The organism is Bradyrhizobium oropedii, from assembly GCF_020889685.1.
In the GTDB taxonomy this organism is placed as follows: Bacteria; Pseudomonadota; Alphaproteobacteria; order Rhizobiales; family Xanthobacteraceae; genus Bradyrhizobium; species Bradyrhizobium oropedii.
This window is the reverse complement of the sequence record NZ_JACMYO010000002.1, coordinates 24435-42201: the sequence shown is the minus strand read 5'-3', so window position 1 is coordinate 42201 and position 17767 is coordinate 24435. Positions and strand designations below refer to the sequence as shown.

At 64.4% G+C, this 17767-nt stretch carries 14 protein-coding genes and 1 pseudogene; 5 read left to right on the top strand and 10 right to left on the bottom strand.

Annotated elements, in window-relative coordinates:
• Positions 1-1001: 1001 nt before the first annotated feature.
• The 3 genes from H8A95_RS01290 to H8A95_RS01280 form a co-directional block, all read right to left on the bottom strand.
• Complete coding sequence (locus H8A95_RS01290; protein WP_229181440.1) at positions 1002-3026, bottom strand: pyrroloquinoline quinone-dependent dehydrogenase; 2025 nt, start codon at positions 3024-3026, stop codon at positions 1002-1004.
• 72 nt (positions 3027-3098) lie between these two features.
• A complete protein-coding gene (locus H8A95_RS01285) occupies positions 3099-4529 on the bottom strand; it encodes a caspase family protein (protein WP_229181439.1) in 1431 nt (476 codons plus the stop codon).
• Positions 4530-4670: 141 nt separating this feature from the next.
• Entirely contained in the window at positions 4671-4898 is a 228-nt protein-coding gene (locus H8A95_RS01280) for a hypothetical protein (protein WP_229181438.1), read from the bottom strand.
• A 181-nt stretch (positions 4899-5079) separates the two neighbouring features.
• Here H8A95_RS01280 and H8A95_RS01275 point away from each other — a divergent pair, with 181 nt between their 5' ends.
• Together H8A95_RS01275 and H8A95_RS01270 are read left to right on the top strand one after the other, a co-directional pair.
• Positions 5080-5511: a hypothetical protein gene (locus H8A95_RS01275; protein WP_229181437.1), complete on the top strand. Its 432-nt coding sequence runs from the start codon at positions 5080-5082 to the stop codon at positions 5509-5511.
• A 114-nt stretch (positions 5512-5625) separates the two neighbouring features.
• Positions 5626-7209 (top strand): alpha-L-arabinofuranosidase B, encoded by a 1584-nt coding sequence (locus H8A95_RS01270; protein WP_229181436.1) that lies wholly within the window; start codon positions 5626-5628, stop codon positions 7207-7209.
• Between the two features lie 21 nt (positions 7210-7230).
• Here the strand turns inward: H8A95_RS01270 and H8A95_RS01265 are convergent, their stop codons facing one another.
• The 5 genes and pseudogenes from H8A95_RS01265 to H8A95_RS01245 all read right to left on the bottom strand — a co-directional run bounded on the left by H8A95_RS01265 (position 7231) and on the right by H8A95_RS01245 (position 12829).
• A complete protein-coding gene (locus tag H8A95_RS01265; RefSeq protein WP_229181435.1) occupies positions 7231-9354 on the bottom strand; it encodes a hypothetical protein in 2124 nt (707 codons plus the stop codon).
• Between the two features lie 58 nt (positions 9355-9412).
• Positions 9413-9793, bottom strand: coding sequence for a DUF1214 domain-containing protein (locus H8A95_RS01260; RefSeq protein WP_229181434.1), 381 nt, complete (start codon positions 9791-9793; stop codon positions 9413-9415).
• Positions 9794-9829: 36 nt separating this feature from the next.
• Positions 9830-10570: pseudogene (locus H8A95_RS01255) on the bottom strand (DUF1254 domain-containing protein).
• Positions 10571-10730: 160 nt separating this feature from the next.
• Positions 10731-11999: an MFS transporter gene (locus tag H8A95_RS01250; protein ID WP_229181433.1), complete on the bottom strand. Its 1269-nt coding sequence runs from the start codon at positions 11997-11999 to the stop codon at positions 10731-10733.
• Between the two features lie 212 nt (positions 12000-12211).
• Entirely contained in the window at positions 12212-12829 is a 618-nt protein-coding gene (locus H8A95_RS01245; RefSeq protein ID WP_229181432.1) for a hypothetical protein, read from the bottom strand.
• A gap of 277 nt (positions 12830-13106) precedes the next feature.
• Here H8A95_RS01245 and H8A95_RS01240 point away from each other — a divergent pair, with 277 nt between their 5' ends.
• From H8A95_RS01240 to H8A95_RS01230, 3 genes are all read left to right on the top strand, one after another.
• The gene (locus H8A95_RS01240; protein WP_229181431.1) at positions 13107-13739 is read left to right on the top strand and encodes a TetR/AcrR family transcriptional regulator; all 633 of its coding nucleotides are present in this window, start codon (positions 13107-13109) and stop codon (positions 13737-13739) included.
• Positions 13740-13896: 157 nt separating this feature from the next.
• Positions 13897-15081 (top strand): GNAT family N-acetyltransferase, encoded by a 1185-nt coding sequence (locus H8A95_RS01235; RefSeq protein WP_229181430.1) that lies wholly within the window; start codon positions 13897-13899, stop codon positions 15079-15081.
• 539 nt (positions 15082-15620) lie between these two features.
• Entirely contained in the window at positions 15621-15995 is a 375-nt protein-coding gene (locus tag H8A95_RS01230) for a hypothetical protein (protein ID WP_229181429.1), read from the top strand.
• Positions 15996-16346: 351 nt separating this feature from the next.
• Here the strand turns inward: H8A95_RS01230 and H8A95_RS01225 are convergent, their stop codons facing one another.
• Positions 16347-16985 (bottom strand): NIPSNAP family protein, encoded by a 639-nt coding sequence (locus tag H8A95_RS01225; RefSeq protein WP_229181428.1) that lies wholly within the window; start codon positions 16983-16985, stop codon positions 16347-16349.
• Positions 16986-17071: 86 nt separating this feature from the next.
• Positions 17072-17737: a DsbA family oxidoreductase gene (locus tag H8A95_RS01220; RefSeq protein WP_229181427.1), complete on the bottom strand. Its 666-nt coding sequence runs from the start codon at positions 17735-17737 to the stop codon at positions 17072-17074.
• Positions 17738-17767: the final 30 nt, after the last annotated feature.

The following is a 17767-nucleotide window of genomic DNA, read 5'->3' as shown; positions in this document are numbered from 1 at the left end:
GATTTCCTTCTGCTAGCGCCCTTAAGACTGGTACTAGAATTCGGATTTGTACCATCCGTCATCTGAAGACACGTCAGCAGATCAACATAGCTGGCGTCTCCAGCAGCCGTAGCCTCGCCTTCGCATTGGGCTCGAATTGCGGCAGAATACGAAGACCAAACCTCCAGGTCGGTGCAACAGCGGCGTGCGTTGCTTCGTTCGTGACACTGCTCGAAGAGCTGTTTCGCTCGAATGCGTTTTCGATAGTGGGGTCCCTTGACGAATGGTGAGGCATACAGAAACGGGAGGGCTCAATTTCGGGTTGATCTAGATCAAAGGATGTCCGATTCGGGTCAAATGCCACGGTCGAGGATCGTTGATGAGAAGTCCGGACTGCACCCAATACCGGACCAGTCGGAAGCGGCGAAGTTGGTCCACAAGGTGACATCCCCGCGGTCTGCGCCGCGTGTCCGCATTTCCTCTCGGAAGCGATATCCCAGATTTATGAGTCCACGCCCCAGGTTAATTGCATCCGCGAAAAACCTGCGCTCCCTCTCCGGTTGCGGGGCAGGGCAATCGCATTCGGAAAGATTTGGCGGGCACCGTCCTCGCGGCCATCCTTCGAGATGCCCGCCTTTGGCGGGCTCCTCCAGCGACAAAGGCAAAGCCTTTGCGCGGGGATGACGTCTTGTTTTGCGTCACAATAGTAGACCCTCATGGTGAGGAGCGCCGCTTGCGGCGCGTCTCGAACCACGAGGCCGAGTGCCTGCGCGGCCGCTGAAGGTCCATATGCGATTGCCCCGAGTGCGGAAGGATGCATCGAATGCCGCCAGGCCGATTCAACCTGACTTCATCGCTCTTTAGCGGAGCGAGGCCGACGCTTGCACAATTTCGGAATAATGGAAATATGCCCCTGATTTGCCCGACGTGTCAAGTTGCCTTTCGAACGCCGGCAGCCGCCGGCTACTTTGCATGGGGTTGTTTTCGATATTTTGGCGGCGCGCACCTGCGGCAGGGAGCACCTAAGCGGATCGCGAGCGGCGGCTTCGCCGCCAGCGCCACAACAACGCAACGAGGGCGACGAGCATGAGACCGCCAGCGACCGCCTTGACGGTCAACCGTCCGCCGGGACGATCGATCAGGCGCGCGAGAAGCGAAACGCTCTCGCCCTGACGCGGCAGGCGAAACGCCACCACGCTGTCCCCGATCGTTGTCCCGGCCTCGGAATGGCCACCGGCGCCGATCACGACATACTGCTCGCCCTTCCAGAGATAAGTCATCGGATTGGCGACGCCCGGCACCGGAAGCCGGCCGAGCCACAATTGTTGTCCCGACTTGACATCGAACGCGCGCAGATAGGCGTCCATCGCACCGGTGAACACCAGCCCTCCCGCGGTGATCGCAACGCCGCTGAGCAGCGGCGTGCCGGTGTTGAGCGCGATGCCGAGCGGCGCGACATCCTCGCTGGTGCCGACCGTCGAATGCCAGAGGATCTTGCCGGCCTTCAGGTCGACCGCCACCGTCTCGCCCCATGGCGGCTTGTTGCAGGGCGATCCCACCTCCGAGTTCGCCAGCGCTCGCGACATCGCGAACGGCGCCCCTGCCTGCTGGCCGAATTCATGGCCGGGCGGTGGGTTGAAGCCCTTGGCCTGGTCGCGCGGAATCAGCGTGATGACATGCGCGGCATGGCTGACATTGGCGAACAGTATCTGGTTGACCGGATCGAACGCCGCGCTGCCCCAGTTCACGCCGCCGCCGGTCATCGGATAGACGATCGTGCCCTGCGTCGACGGCGGCGTGTAGAGGCCCTCGTTGCGGGATTGCGCGAGCAGCTTCTCGCAAGCCGAGCTCCCGACGCCCGGCAGCATGCTGCCGACATCATCGGCCGTCATGCGCTGCGTCAGCAACGGCGGCACGTGGGTGGGAAACGGCTGGGTCGGCGACAGCTTCTCGCCCTCGGCGCCATTCTGCGGCACCGCGCGTTCCTCGACCGGCCACACCGGCTTGCCGGTATCGCGATCGAGCACGAACACAAAGCCCTGCTTGGTCGGCTGGATCACGACATCGCGCAGGCCATTACCGGTGTCGATCCGTGCCAGCGTCGGCTGCGCCGGCAGATCGTAATCCCAGACGTCGTGATGCACGGTCTGGAAGGCCCATCCGAGCTCGCCGGTCTCGATGCGCAGCGCGACGACGGAATTGGCGTGCTCGTCATTGCCGGGACGCTTGCCGCCCCAGAAGTCGGGACTGGGCGATGTCGTCGGCAGGAACACCAGGCCCCGCTCCTCGTCCACCGACATCGGCGCCCAGACGTTGCTGTGGCCGGCCTCGACAGCGTCATGCACGAGCGGATCGAAAGTCCAGCGCGGCTGGCCGGTCCGGGCATCGAAGGCGCGCACCGCGCCGAGCGGCGCATCGACCCGCCGGTTGTCGCCGATCGCCGATCCGACCACGACCACGCCGCGTCCGGTCACCGGCGCCGACGTGATCTGAAACTCGCCCGGCCATTCCAGCTTCATTCCGGCATCGATCTTGATCTCGCCGCCATTGCCGAAATCGGCGCAGGGCTTGCCGGTCCTGGCGTCGAGCGCGATCAGGCGCGTGTCATTGGTGCCGGTGAAGATGCGCGACTTGCAGGCCGCGCCTTCGGCCGCACGATCATCGGTCCAGTGCGCGACGCCGCGGCAGACAAAGCGATTGGCCGGCCGCTGCGCCATGCTGATCTTCGGATCGAACCGCCATTTCTGCGCGCCGGTGCCGGGATCGAGCGCGATCACCTCGTTGAACGGCGTGCAGAAGATCAGGCTGTCCTCGACGAACAGCGGCGTCACCTCGAACTTGGTGCGCTTCATGACCTCGGGCGGACGGGCGTCGAGATCGCCGGTGCGGAATTCCCAGCCGCGCACCAGCGTGGCGACATTGTCCGATGTGATCTGCGTCAATGGTGAGAAGCGTGTGCCGCCGCGGTCGCCGCCCCAATACTCCCAGGCGAGCGCCGGCTGTACGCACAGCACCAGCGCGGCAAGCAGGCGAAACAGCGACCGCATTGCGTCCTCCCGCGAGATGCGATCATCAAGCGCCGCATCTCATGCGGGGAAACCCTTTACGCGATTGGCGCGTCAGTATCCACCCCTGCGATAACCGCCGCCATAATGGCCGCGATAACCACCGCCGCCGCCGATGCCAATCCCGATTCCGATCGGCGGTCCGACAGGCTCGTAGACCACGGCCGGAGGCGGACGACGCACCACCACCACGTCGTCCTCGACCACGACGCGCGGCGGGCGCTTGCCGGCGCGCCGCGGCGGATCGGGATCGGCACGTTTCTTCACGGGCGCTGCGGCCTTCTGCTGCGCCGGCGGCGCCGCGTTGCAGGGACAGGTCGGTGCCGCCAGCGCGACGTTGGTCGCGGGCACGCTGAGCGCGGCGGCCGGCGTCAGATCGGGGCGGTAGCGCAGCCGCTCGATCATCTTGCGCGCGGTCGCCGTCAGGTCGCTGTCGGGATGTTGCACGAGGAAGCTGCGATAGGCCGCCGCCGTGTTGACGAGGATGGCGTCGCTCCACGCCACCATGCGGCGATGACGGTCGAGCCAGTCGCGCGCCTGCAGGCCGCGCGGCGTGCCGGCGAAGACCGCGGCGAAGGCTTCATAGGCTTCGTCGGTGCCGTCGACCACGATCAACTCGTTGGCCGCCTCGATCGGCTTCCCCTGCAATTCGCGCTTCCATTCATCGACGGTGCGCTTGGCCGCCGCCGGCTTCGGCGTCGCCTCGGGCGAGGCCGCCGCACCCGCCATGAAGCGGAAATCGTCGGTGAGCGACGAGGAGTCCCACGGCGTCTGGCGGCCCTCGGTCGCCTTGTTCACGGCGAGGCGAACGCGCTTGAAGGTGTCCTCGATCGGGATTCCAGGCTCCCTGGCCGATGCCAGCAACGCGGTCGTATAAGGGCTGTTGGCGCCGCTGCCGTCCTCGGCCTCCGCGCCCGGTGAAGTCGAGAACGACACAAAGGTGCCGGGCGCGCCGACCTTGGCATCGATGATGGCAAGCCCGTGCCCGGCGGTCTTCCTGAGCTCCGGGAAAGGATTGTTGCGGCAGGCGTCGAGCAGCACGATGCGCATCCGGCTCGGCACCGAGGTCAGCGTGTTCAGGATGTCGTTGAGCCGAACCGCCTGGATCGGGATATCGGCCTCACGCTTCGGATCGACATCGACCGGCACCAGATAGTTCTCGCCGTCGATCTGCAGGCCGTGGCCGGCATAGAACACCAGCGCGACGGTGTCGGCGCCCTTGGCCGCCACCTGCCCCGCGAACTCACTGATCCCTGCCCGCATCTCATCCTGGGACAGATCCGATGCCGACGTCACCGCAAATCCGGCATCGGTCAGCATTTGTGACATCGCCTTGGCATCGTTGGCCGGATTGGGCAGCGCCGGCACCGATTTGTAGGCCGATTGGCCGATCACCAGCGCCAGGCGGTTTTCCGCCAATGCCGGCGCGACACCGAACAGGATCGCAACCGGAACGATCAGGCTGAGGAGCGAACGGCGAAGCATGGCGGCCTCCGACAATGGCATCGGAGATGGGTCGGAGGCCGTCAGGCGAAGGTTCATGCCGAGCGGCAATCTGCGGCCGACCGACGCCGGTTCTGCTGTCGAATTGTCGCAGAGGTCCGCTGAGCCGGACTATTTCAGCTACTATTTCGGTTTTTTGGCCGGATCGGCGGCCGGCTTGGTGACGCCCCAGGGATCGTATTTCTCCTTGGGCTCGGGGATACGATCGAGCGCGGCCTTGTAGGCCTTTTCGTCGACCTTGGGCTTCTGCTCCGTCTTCGTATCGCCCCCGCCGCCCCCTCGCCGGCCCTGGGCCAGGGTCGGTGTCGCGATCAGCGCCATGATGACGGCAGCAACCGTGAAGCTTTTCATGTCAGTCTTTCTCCCCCGCAGCCGTGGAAACATCCTGCAATACCTCTACCCCATAGATAACTTGTCGCTCGACATTTGTTGATCGACAAAGCGGCGCGTGACGCAAATTCAGCCCTACGAGGGGGGCGCAATCTTGGCGGCGGCACATTAAATGCGCTGAATGGGACAGGGACAAGTACAAGTGGCGGCGCTGCTGGCCGGCGCCGCCTTCGTGTTGAGTGGCTGCGGGCTGGCGGACAGCCACGCGGTATGGCCGGAGGCGTTGAAGGTCAAGGCCACCGAGCCGGCGCCGCTCGAGACGCCTCCGGATGTCAAACGGCTGGTCGCGAGCAAATTGGACTCGGTGTTCACCGCCGGCTCGCAGCCGGCCCATGTTCGGGTGTCCACCCCGCTGCACGACCCACGCGGCACCGGCTGGACGGCCTGTGTGCGCGCCGAACTGACATCGGTCATCGGCAAGCCGCTCGGGACGCAGACCTATCGCATCTTCATCCATGAAGGCGCGATCTTCGATCGCCGGCAGGTGGAGACCGACGACAATTGCGTGACCGAAACTTACGAGCCGGTCGAAGGCGCTATTCAAATCGAAGCGCAGCGAAGCGCCAAACCTTAGCGTTCGAAGCGCCGTCCCGGGCCGGCGTCGGCAACGCGGACCGCAGCACCGTCACCGATTTGTTATGAGCCCTCGCGATCTCCGCAGCTACCTTGTCGTGGCGATGAGAGGATCATGACGGTCATGAACGTGTTGCTATCCTCATTGAGCCCACGGCGAGTCCGCGCTGCTTTGGCGGTCATCATCGGGCTGATAGCCGGCGGACTGATCGGCCCCGGCACCGCGCATGGCGAGGCGATCAAGCAGAGGCCCTGCGACATCTACGCAGCCGCGAATACGCCATGCGTTGCCGCGCACAGCACGGTGAGAGCGCTCTACGCCAAATATGCCGGCGCCCTCTATCAGGTGACGAGAAGTTCGGACAATGCGGCTGAGAATATCGGCCTGCTTCCGGACGGCTACGCCAATGCTGCCGCGCAGGATGCATTCTGCGTCAACACCAGTTGCATCATCACCAAGATCTACGATCAGTCGCCACGGCATAACGACCTCACCATCGCCAGCGGTGGTCATTACAAGGGCCCGGGCCCCGGCGGCTCCGACCTCGGCGCTGCAGCAGACGCGCTCCCGGTCACGGCCGGCGGTCATCAGGTCTATGGCGTCTCGATTTCGCCGGGAATGGGTTATCGCAACAACAGGACGACGGGCGTTGCGGTGAAGGGCGAGCCGGAAGGAATGTACATGGTTTCCTCCGGCACCCATTTCAATTCGGGGTGCTGCTTCGACTATGGCAATGCCGAGGTGAGCGGCAACGACACCGGCGCCGGTCACATGGATACGCTCAACGTCAGCCGGGACCTGGAATGGCCGAACTGCCGCAACGACCCCCCAAGGCCTGGGGTGCACGCGGACCTGGAGAACGGACTATTTCACTGGGACAAGCGAAGCTGCAATCCTGCTGCAATCATCAGCGGCGAACCACGTCCGTTCATCTCAGCCTGGTTGAAGAACAACGGCCAGACGCAGTTTGCGCTGAAGTGGGGCGACGCCCAATCGGGCGGGCTCGCCACGATCCATGCCGGCGCCCTGCCGCACGGATACGCCCCGATGCGCCAGGAAGGCGCGATCATCCTCGGCATCGGAGGCGACAACAGCCATGCCTCCGCAGGTTCGTTCTTCGAAGGCGTGATGACATCGGGATTTCCAACCGACAGCGCCGATAACGCGGTCCAGTCCAACATCGTCGCCGCGGGCTATGGCGCGCCGACGGGCCTGTCCGGAACGCTGGCGCCGGGATCAGAGATCTCGCTGCAGGCGACCACGGCATGCTGCACGGCAGATTATATCCGCAACCAGAACGGCGCCGTTGGCATCGCGCCGATCACATCGCGCAGCGCCGCCCAGGACCGGCGCGACGCGACGTGGATCGTTCGGCGGGGGCTTGCCGGCAGCTCCTGCGTCTCCTTCGAATCGAAGGCCAATCCGGGCGACTTCCTGCGGCACCAGAACTCCGCGCTGCATGCCCAGCCGTTCGACGGCACTGCGCTCAATCGGTCCGACGCAACATTTTGTGCGCAGCCGGGGAAGAACGGCAAAGGAAATTCACTCCACGCGCTGAACTATCCGGCGAAATACATCCGCCACTTCTACGGCAAGCTCTATGTCGCGGGCGACGGCGACGGCGGGAATCCCTGGGACACCAAGACGCTCTGGACCGACGACGTCAGCTTCAGCGTCGGTCCGCCCTGGTGGCCATAGGCGGACGCGCAGACGAGCTCATCAGAACTTCATCGTCACCCCGGTGTAGACCGTCTGTTCGGTGCAGCTCTTGTTGCTGGTGCCGTTGGCAAACAAGCAGATGCCGTTGGCGCTATTGCTGCCATCGAGGCCGAACTTGTTGTGCCAGTAGCGGTACGCCACGAACGCCTCCACGAAGTGCGCGTATTTTTCGCCCCACAGCGCCTTGCTGGCGTCAAAGCTCACGCGGACCGGCTCGGCATTGATCTCCGTCCTGGTGTTCCAGTTCGACGGAAGCGTATAGCCGCCATAGGCGCCGTTGCCCTTGGGCCCGTAGATGCCGACATGTCCGCTCAAGGAGAAGTAGCGTAGGTTCTCCGGCAGGAAATCGAGCGCGCTGCCGTAGTCGATCTCGAGCGCCCAGGTCGGATCGTAGTGCAGATTGCCGTCGACCGTTCCGGTGAAACCGGCCGGCATCAGGCCCTTGTAGGGCGGAACGCCGTAGAGTCCGATGCCATACGGACTGTTGCCTGCGTTGTTCGGAACCGCATAGGCCGAATGATTCCACTCCTGATAGTAGAGCGGAGCGATGGTCAGGTAGCTCTTGAACGGCAGGTCGAACGCGAATTGCAGACCGGCAACGATGGCCTCCTTGGCCGGCGCCTCGTAGCCCAGCGTGGTCCGTCCGTCGGCGCCGATTTCGAAGGAGACGTTGCGCAGCGGCCCTGCCCTGAACGCCGTGGTGTTGAAGACTTCGTTGAACCCGACCGTGCTGCGCAGCGAGGCGTTGATCTCCATGTTTCCCGAACACGGCGCGGTGACGCCAAAGGCCGGATGGCTGTAGACCGCCGAACAGGGCGAGGCCGGATCCCGATGATCGGACTTCAACAGTTCGGCGTAGAGACGGTTGGTGCCGTAGGCCCAGCTATCGGTGTGGGTGAAGGCGTAGACCTGCTTAACGGTCTTTGCGGTTTCGCCGGGAGAGGTCGCGCTCGGCAGCACACCATAGGTGAAGCTGTTGTCGACGCTGGTGAAGAATGGCGTGCCGAACGGTGACAGGGCCGGCGTTCCCGGCAGCGGAGCGCCCAGCTTCACGGTCATGCCGTAATAGATGCCATTGCTCGAGCAGCTGCCGTTATAGACGCCCTTCGTGATGCAGGACGTGTCATAGGCCTCGGCATAGCCGCTGATGTTCTTTTCATATCGCCAGGCCGCCCAGACGTCGACGAGGTGGGCATAGCTTGCACCCCAGAACAGCTTGCCCGCATCGAGCGTCAGGCGGACCGGCTCGAGCGCGTAGGCGGTGGTCCGGTTGCTGAGCTGGCTTCTCGGATAGATGCCGTAGCCGCCATTGCCGTCAGCACCGCGGATCGCAGCGCGACCGCTGATCGAGAAATATTGCAGGGTCTCGGGCAGGAAGCCGAGGTCCATGTAGTAGTTGAAGTCGAGACCCCATGTTGGAGAGAAATGCATCACCCCGTCGGGAAGTCCGGGATAAGGCGGCGGCATCGACACGGGGCCGCCGAAACCCGGCGGCATGAGCTGAGCGCCATGCTGCATCCGCTGGAAGTACATCGGACTGATATTGAAATAACCCCGGTAAGGCAGGCTGAAACCGAACTGCAAGCCGGCAAGGACATCATAGTTGCTCGACGCCGTGAAGATGTTCGAGATCGCGGCGTCTGCCCCGACGAGGAACGAGATATTGGTCAGCGGGCCGACCGAGAATGCATTGGTGCCGAACAGTTCGTTCCAGCCGAATGTACTGCGGATCGACGTCGAAGCCGCCACACCGCCGGCGCATCGTCCGGTGCGCGCAAGCACCGATCCGAGGCACGGTGCGGTGGCCGCTCCGTGATCGTATTTCGACGTCAACAGCGAGAAGCTGTTGCTGCCATAGGCCCAGACGTCATAGTGGGTATAAGCAAGCGTCGTGCTCTGCGAGCTCTTGGCATAGCCGGGAACGCCTCCTGAAAACTGCGAGACCGTGACGCGGTTGTCGTTGACCAGGAAGAACGGCTTTTCGGCTGGTGGCGGCGCCTTGAGCTTCACGGCCTTCTTCGGCATCTCGCGCGCCGCGTCGGCCGTTTGATCGGCGGCCTGCGCCGCAGCTTGCATGCAGAACAGCCCGGCGATTGCGCCGGCGAATACGCCCATCCGCGTCATCATTGCCCCCGTCGTGAACTAACTTGCCCCGTCGATCCGTTTCGTATCGTGGACTGCCCTAAGCCCCGGCCTCCCGGACCGGAGGCAAGCGCCAGCGTCCCGCCAGCATCTCCTGACGCGGGAGGTAGCAGCGCATGATCAGGCTGAACGGTCCGCGCTTTGGCGCCGGCAGCCAGTTGGCGGTTCGATCGCCGCCCGGATCGCCGCGGCTGATCCACAGGGTGACCGACCCGTCCGCATTGCGCCGCAGCCCGTCCATGCGGTCGCCGATCGCGTAGCGCCCCAGCGGGCTCTCGGTGAGAAACAACTGATTGTCGTCGGCGACTTCGTACATCGTCAGCGACCAGAAGCCGTTCAGCGGCAGTCTGGCGGGCAAGTGAAGCTGATAGTCGGCTGTGCCGTCGAAGAAGCCGTTCTCCAGATTTCCCGCGGCGCGCATGTACATCGCTTCTGCAACCGGTAGCGCTCCGATGCCCTACAACGCGACGGCGGCGCGATAGCGATAATCCTGATCGAAATTGCCGAGGTTCGCGCGCGGATAGCTCCAGCCCTCGATGAATTCCAGCCGTCGGCCGCCGGACATCAACGCCGACCGCGCCGCGGCGACGCCCTCGCCGATCGCCTCCGCTGCCGCCGGCGTCGCCAGCTCGAGCGCGGCGGCGATCCGGCGCAGAACCGCGGTATCCGTCGCCGGCGGCGGATCTGATGCCATCAAGCTCTGAATGCTGGCGAACAGCGCCGGCGCAGCGTCGTTGCGCGCCGCGTGGTCGTTGGGCGGACTGCCGGACGGGCCCTCGAGTTTGAAACCGTCCTGAATTTGGCGTGCGGCAGCGAGATCCGCGGTGCCGTCGACCAATGTCCTGATCAGAAGCCATGCATGCGGGGTCGCGACGCGGACTACTTCCGGGCCCGAGCCGGTCTGGCCCGGTCCGATGATCGTGAACGTGCCGCCGGCATTGCCGATCGTCCGGGTGCCGAGAACCGCATTGTTGTTGGTGAACATGTCCATCAGCGCGACCGAGAAATAGCGGTCTCCGGTCGACGGGATCGTCAGCGGGACGGCGCCCTACGTCAGATCGAGCCATGCGATCGAATACAGGGTGTCGTTGTTCGGCGTCGTGACCCATCGCGCTCTGTGATCGATCAGGCCGCGCTGATGCGACAGCGAGTTCTGCGGCCCGGTGCGGCCAAGCGTATTGCGGCGCACCGCGGCCATCTCGATCATGGGCAACGCAAAGACAAAGGCCTCGCCTGCGGCCGCAGCGAGGCTCGCCTCCCGCGCGATCGGCTGGGGTGTCGGTGCGCCGGCGGAGGCGGATGTCTGCGGCAAATCCTTCAGCGTCATATTGCTTCTCCAGGCAGGCTGTCGATACAAGTCACGTCAGCGCAACGGCAACGCTCTGGATGCGCTCGGGCGGCGTTCGATAGCGGCCAAGCGACAGGAACAGCATCACGGGGACGATCTGCACAGCCGACAGCAACAGCAATGGCAACACCACGCTATCGCTCAATGTCGAGAGCCAGACGAACGCCACCGGGCCGATCGCAGCGCCGATGCAGAACGCAAACAGCAGCCAGCTGAATACCTTCGAGACCGATCGCGTGCCGAAATAGCGCCCGGCCAGATACGGCATCAGGTCCGCCTCACCGCTGATCGCGAACCCCATCAGGATCGAGGCCACCACCATCGGTGCAACCGCGTTTGCGGTCGCATTGAGCAGCGCCGAGAGCGCCATCAGCAGAACGGTCAGGATGCCGACGACGCGGGCGTGCAAGCGGTCGAGCAAATATCCGACAACAATTCGGCCGAACAGCGCAGCGACGGCGCCGGCCGCCTGGATCCAGGCGACATCGGCGGCACTCACTTCCGCGCGGCGCTTGAGGATGTACATGACGTTCGGGGCAATCGCATAGAACGACATTCCGATGACGGCGAAGCACAGCGCGAGCTTCCAGAACGTCGGAGTGCCGATGATGTCCGCGGCGCTGATGCCGGCCTCCGGCGCCTGGGCCTCAATCGATCGCCGCGGCTCATCGTTTTTCGACGCCGGATCGCCGGCAGGCGGACCGTCCGCCACCAGCCACGCCACGAGCGGCAGGCAGACCACCACCTCGAAGGCGGCGAACGCCAGCAGGCAGGCCGACCAGCCATAGCTTGCGATGATCCAGTGCGCGGCCAGCGGCACGACGAAGCTGCCGCCCGCCTGTGCGCTCGCGGCAAGCCCCAAAGCGAGACCGCGCCGCTCGTCGAACCAGCGCGAGATTGCCTTGGCATAGGACACCACATTGGTGCCCGCGCCGACAAAGCCGAACAATGCGGCCGCGAGATAGAACTGCCACAACGCGTTGCCGACCTGGCTCAGAACGGCAAGCGACACGGCGAACAGGGCAATGCTGATCAGCGCGAACCTTCGCGACCCCAGACGATCGAGCGGCCACGCACAGAACAAATAGGCGATCATCGTCGACGACAGCACGATGGTCGCCGCGCGGGCCACCTCGACCTGGCTCCAGCCATAGTCCTGCGCCATTGCGCCGGTCAGATGCGCGAAGCCCGCCGTAAAGATCGGCGCAGCGCCGAACGAAATGCCTACTCCCGAACCGATGACGACCTTCCAGCCGGGATCCAAGATCTGCCGCGCCATGACGTCCCCTTCAGATCCAGGCGATGTGCACGGGTTGCGGAATCGGCGCGCGCATGCAGCAGGCGCGATAGAGAATTGCCGCACGGCGATCGATCCGAGCCTTCGTATTGTCGCTCAACGACACGTCAGCCTCCCAAGATATTTTTGCATATTTTTATGCATTTATAATTTTGCGGTTTGAGCGATGTCAAGCCGCAGCGGCGCTTCAGGCGTTACGTGACCAACCGATGCACCGTGACCCAGGAGTCGAGCAGTATCTCGCGGCGCCGCGCGAACAGTCCGCCCCAGACGTTGCGGTTCGGTTGGGCCTGGTGCGCGGGTTTCGGCTTCCAGTAGCGGCTCTCGTCCCATGCGGCGAGACCGGGATAATTCACGATCATCAACACCACCGCCTCGCCATTGGCGTTCGGCTCGCGGCAGCGCCAGAAGCCTGAGATACGCATCCCGGTATCGGCTTCCGATGATTTCCACGCCTCGACGCTCATTTCGGTCAGCGCCTGGACCTGATCCTGCGCAACGACAAACCAGCGATGGGTGTAAATGCCGTCGGCGGAGCACGGCTCCTGTCCGCGCGCAAGCATGTCGAACAACCGGCTGCGGACGCCGACGACCTGCGCATGTCGATAGGCCGCGGCCGCCGGCTCGCCGGTCCACTTGGTTGCAACGGTGAGGACATTGCTCGAAACGCCGATCAGCGGCACGAAGACCCCGAGCATCTGCGCATCAGGCGGAGCGCCTTCGGCTCTGATCGTCCTTGCGACATCCTCGCCGCAATTGCGCTGAACCGTGAGCTCGTCGAATCGCAGCGTGCGATAATTCGAACCTGGCAATCGCGCCTCCCTCATTCATTGCCTCTGCGACGCAAGGCGTCGCACAAGGGCGGCTTGCCCGCGTCATCGGGCGGGATATTTATGCATATCTTTATGCAATTACATTTGCTACTGTCAAGCCGTCCGGCGGAGACCGCGCGTGCCATCACGGCCGAGGTCGCCTTTGGGGGTGGACAACTCCTGTCGCAACTGCTGGAAATCGGCAGGAAGGCTGCGGACATTTTCCTCCTGCCGATTTTTGCTAAGAGAGCATCGAATACTGAAAGGTCGCGATTGCATGGCTCCACGCTCGCCCAATTCACTCGCTGAGACGGCCGATGGCCGTCGGCAACGGGCCCAGATCACCCGGCGCAATATCGTCGCGGCCTGCATCGCGCTTCAGAACGAAGGCCTGGTGCGCCCCTCGATACAACAGGTCGCCGAGCGGGCCGGCGTCTCGATGCGGACGTTCTTCCTGCACTTTCCGGAAAAGGAGCAACTGACACAGGCGGTGCTCGACAAACTGACGCCAGACGAGATCGAGCCGCGGCCCCCGGCGCCGGGTCCGGATGCAGGCGTCGACGTCCGCATCGCAAAGTTCATCGAGATGAGAGCCCAAACGCTCGAGACGATGACCCCTCATCGTCGCGCCTCCAATGCGATGATCGAGACCTCGACGCTGCTGCAAAAGCACCGCCTGCGGGTACGCAAGGTGTTTCGCGAGACGGTCGCTCTCTGGTTCGCCGCTGAACTCGACCAGGTCTCCGCTGAGGCGCGGCAGAAATGGCTGGTTGCCCTTGCGACCCTGCTCGATTGGGAGATGTGGCAGTCGCTTAGCACCTATCCGAGCCGAAGCATTCCCGAGGCGAAGGATTGTCTCACGCTCCTGCTGCAGGCTGCGTTGCGGCAGATGGCTGCGGAGCGGTCATAGGCGGCGCCGCTGATTGGCGCGGCCATATGCTGAACGGCCCGTTAACATTACCGCTCAAATTGCTTGATGGCCTCAACGGCATTTTCCATCTCTCTCCGCTAGCGTCGCCCCTGACGAGCGCAGGCTGATTTGCCTCGCGGACCGGGGAAACAGGGACGTGGCCGATATTGCTGACCAGGCAATGATCCGCCGTGCATCGCGCAACGATGCCACGGACGATCGCGTGTTGCCGCCGCTGTCAGCCGCGCCGGTCGGCGCGTGGCGTGCGCTTGCCGAGCGCGCGATCGAGGCTAATGGCTATTATCAGCCCGAATGGGAATTGGCGGTCGATGCCTCCGCGCGCGACCGCACCGGCGCGGCGCTGCTCAGCGCCACCGGCGATGCCGGGCAATTGATCGGGCTGTTGCCGGTGGTTCCGCTGCGGCGGATCTATCGCATCCCCCTGCCCGCGCTGGTCGGCGCCGAACCCTATGGCACGCTGTGCACGCCGCTGCTCGACCGCGATGCCGCCGAGCAAGCGGCCGGGAAGATGTTGCAGCAGGCGCGCGATGCGGGCGCGCATGCGCTGATACTGCGCACCATCTCGCTCAATGGCCCGGCGATGGCGGCGATCCGCGCGGTGCTGGCGCAAGACGGTTTGCAGCCGCGGGTGCTGAGTGCCTATCAGCGCGCTCAGCTCGATGCGACGCACGACGCCGATGAATTGCTGCGCGACGCACTCGGGCCCAAGAAGCTGAAGGAGCTGCGTCGGCAGCGCCATCGCCTGTCCGACCATGGTGCGGTGCGCTTCGATGTTGCGCGCACGCCGCGCGCGGTTGCCGCAGCGCTCGAGACTTTCCTTGCCCTGGAAGCCGCCGGCTGGAAGCGCCAGCGCGGCACGGCGCTCAGCCAGCATGCCGGCGACCAAACCTTCATCCGACGCGCGACATCGGCCCTGGCCGAAGCCGGGCGCTGCGAGATCGTCACACTGCATGCGGGCAGCACGCCCGTCGCAGGCGGCATCGTGGTGCGCCATCAGGACCGTGCGTTCTTCTTCAAGATCGGCATCGACGAGCGCTTTGCGAAGCATTCGCCCGGCGCGCAATTAACGCTGGAGCTGACGCGCCACCTCTGTGCCGATCCCGCGATCAATTCGGCCGATTCCACCGCGGCGCCCGGCCACCCCATGATCGACCCGATCTGGCGCGGCCGCTTCGCGATCGGCGACGTGCTGCTGCCGCTGCGGCGCCGCGATCCGCTGGTCCCTGCCATTCACGCCGCGCTGAGCCTGAACAATCTCGCCTACGAAGGTGCCCGCGGCGCCATCGGCTTCATCCGCAGCCGGCGCGGCAAGCGGGGATAACACGGCCCTTACACGAGCTCGCGCGGAACGATAGGCTGCGCCTAACGGCTTCGAGCCGATGATGTCGTGACCCGGCGCAAAGATGACGATCCAGGAACTCTACCTCCGGCAGGACGCGTTGACCGACCCCGGCGCGTTGGCCGGTGCATATGATGATTTGCCCGAGACGGTCTCCGGACTGTGCGAGGTTGTCTCGGGACTGATCGTCCACGTCGCATGGGCGGAGCGTTACGGCATCCCGCCCGATATCCCGATGGTCAGGCAAACCCAACCGGTCGCAGATCGATTGAAGCTGATCCAGGAGGCATTCGCCGGCTCGCTCACCGCGGCACGCGCGCCGCGCAGCCGCACGTTCGGCACGTGTCGCGACTACGCACTCCTGCTGTGCAGCATACTCCGAAGCACGATCGATCCCGGCGCGGGTCCGCTGCGGCTTCGCTACCTACATCGGCGACGACATCTATCACGACCATTGGATCTGCGAATATTGGTCACCGGGCGACAAGCGCTGGCTGCAGGCAGACGCACAGCTCGACGCGATGCAGATCGATCAGCTGCGGATCCCGTTCGACAGCGCGAACCTGCCGCGCGAAGCGTTTCTGACGGCTTCGCAGGCCTGGCGGCTGGCGAGAAGCAACGCGGTAGCTGCCGGAGCCTTCGGGCATGGCGCAACCGCCGGTCTGTGGTTTCTTCACGTCAACGTCTACCGTGACCTGCTGTCGCTCGCGAACCGGCAAATATCGGCCTGGGACAGCTGGCGTGACGCTGCGCCGGCGAGCAAGGTGTTGAAGCTCGACGTCCTCGCCGAGCTCGACCGGCTGGCAGACCTGGTCACGACGTTCGAGAATGGCTCGAACCAATTTGCCGTGCTGACCAATTTGCCGTGCTGGATGCGGCGGCATCGCGCAACCTGATGCCGCCCTGGCTTTCGTAACCGACCGAGCGGATGCGACGTGCGCCGCGTGCGCGGACTCCCGAGCGGATTCGAGACGGCCGAGTTCGCCGCGGCCGACGGTTTACCCTTTCGTAGCCATGCAGACACATCAAGAAACAAACAGCCTCCACCGTCAGGTTGGTGTCAGCTAGGCTCAATAGCGTTGCGGCGCGTTGTTTCTCAGACGGCGCATGCCCTTGCCTGGAAAGCCTCATCCGATGGAAGCATCGGGTGAGGCTTTCTGCAGGCGCGCTCCGCAAGGCCATGGCCGGCGGCCGCCTGTGCGTTCGTTCGACCAGAAACAAGGCTCCCCGAGGCGCGACCTTGGTCCCTACTGCAACGGCGAATGCGGTGCCGGCAGCATGATGGTCGAGTGCATTTCCTCGAGCAGCTGCGTGCCCTTGCCGAGGAATTCCAGCCAGGCCGGATCCTTCATCGCGCCGCCGCGCGCCGCGGCACGGGCGTTGAGATCGGGATAGGCCCAGATGTGACAGACCTCGTTGGGCTGCCCCGCATCGGTTTGCCACAGGCCGACGATCTTGGAGTATTTCTCGCGCTCCGGCATCACGCCGGTGAACAGATCGAGCCATTGCTTGACGCCGCCGAGCGGCTTGGCGCGATAGTTGCGGAATTCGTAGATGTTGCCTTTGGTGGCCGGGGCCACCGGCGCAATGATCGCATTGAGCAGCCGGACCTCCTGGCGCACCAAGAGCGGACGGATCGCCGGAATGTACTCGCCGGTCCAGCGCGGATTTTTGGAAAGCTCTGCGCGCAGTCGGGTCCGCTCATTGAGGTCGGCGTAGCTCCACATGTGCATGACCTGATTGAGCGGACCGATCTCGGTGATCCAGTAACCTTCCAGCTTGCCGAAATTGTCGGCGCGGATGTCGCGCGAGATCGTGCTCGCGGCCTTCACCATCTCGCCGACGGTGCCTGGACGTACCGTGTAGGTGCGCAGCTCGTAGATCATGGTTGTCTCCCAGATTGTTTTCCGATGGATGGTGTGGGCAAACGAAAAAGCCCGGCGTGAGCCGGGCTTTGGAAAGGGATTGCGGACTACTCCGCCGCCTGCGCGTTGATCTCGGCCGAGACCTGGCGGATGGCGCGGGCGAGCTGCTCGGCCGGCTGCGCGCCGGACACTGCGTATTTCTGCGCGAACACGAAGGTCGGCACGCCGGAGATGCCCTTCTCGGCGGCCTCCTGGGCCTGCGCCGAGACCAGCGCGACATCCTCATCGGTGGCAAGGCGCTTGCGTACGTCGTCGGCATCGAGCCCGACATCGGCGGCTGCCTGCACCAGCATGTCGGTGTCGGTGAGATCGCCGCCGTCGCGGAAATACAGCTCCATCAGCCGCTGCTTCATCTCGGCCGCCTTGCCCTTGGCCTCGGCCCAGTGGATCAGCCGGTGGCAGTCGATCGTGTTGGGCTGCCGCTTGACGAGCTCGGGATGGTAGGTGAGCCCCTCCTCGTTGGCGGCTGCGACCACGCGGCTGGCAATACCCTTGTAGGCCTCGACCGAGCCGAACTTGGCGGTGAGATATTCGTCGCGGCTGATGCCCTCGCGCGGCACCCAATTGTTGAGGAAGAACGGCCGCCAGTGCACCTCGACCGGCACGTCAGGCACCAGCTTGAGCGCGTCCTCGATGCGATGCTTGCCGATGTAGCACCAGGGACAAACGACGTCGGAGACGATGTCGAGGCGAAGCGGCTTCAGATCGCTCATGGCGGGGGCTCCCGGCGGAAATGGAACCCG

Coding starts and splice junctions, on each gene's coding strand:
- H8A95_RS01280 (WP_229181438.1), bottom strand. CDS start 4,898: ATGAAAAGCTTCACGGTTGCTGCCGTCATCATGGCGCTGATCGCGACA.
- H8A95_RS01265 (WP_229181435.1), bottom strand. CDS start 9,354: ATGACGCGGATGGGCGTATTCGCCGGCGCAATCGCCGGGCTGTTCTGC.
- H8A95_RS01260 (WP_229181434.1), bottom strand. CDS start 9,793: ATGCGCGCCGCGGGAAATCTGGAGAACGGCTTCTTCGACGGCACAGCC.
- H8A95_RS01270 (WP_229181436.1), top strand. CDS start 5,626: ATGACGGTCATGAACGTGTTGCTATCCTCATTGAGCCCACGGCGAGTC.
- H8A95_RS01290 (WP_229181440.1), bottom strand. CDS start 3,026: ATGCGGTCGCTGTTTCGCCTGCTTGCCGCGCTGGTGCTGTGCGTACAG.
- H8A95_RS01230 (WP_229181429.1), top strand. CDS start 15,621: ATGCAGATCGATCAGCTGCGGATCCCGTTCGACAGCGCGAACCTGCCG.
- H8A95_RS01240 (WP_229181431.1), top strand. CDS start 13,107: ATGGCTCCACGCTCGCCCAATTCACTCGCTGAGACGGCCGATGGCCGT.
- H8A95_RS01250 (WP_229181433.1), bottom strand. CDS start 11,999: ATGGCGCGGCAGATCTTGGATCCCGGCTGGAAGGTCGTCATCGGTTCG.
- H8A95_RS01225 (WP_229181428.1), bottom strand. CDS start 16,985: ATGATCTACGAGCTGCGCACCTACACGGTACGTCCAGGCACCGTCGGC.
- H8A95_RS01220 (WP_229181427.1), bottom strand. CDS start 17,737: ATGAGCGATCTGAAGCCGCTTCGCCTCGACATCGTCTCCGACGTCGTT.
- H8A95_RS01285 (WP_229181439.1), bottom strand. CDS start 4,529: ATGCTTCGCCGTTCGCTCCTCAGCCTGATCGTTCCGGTTGCGATCCTG.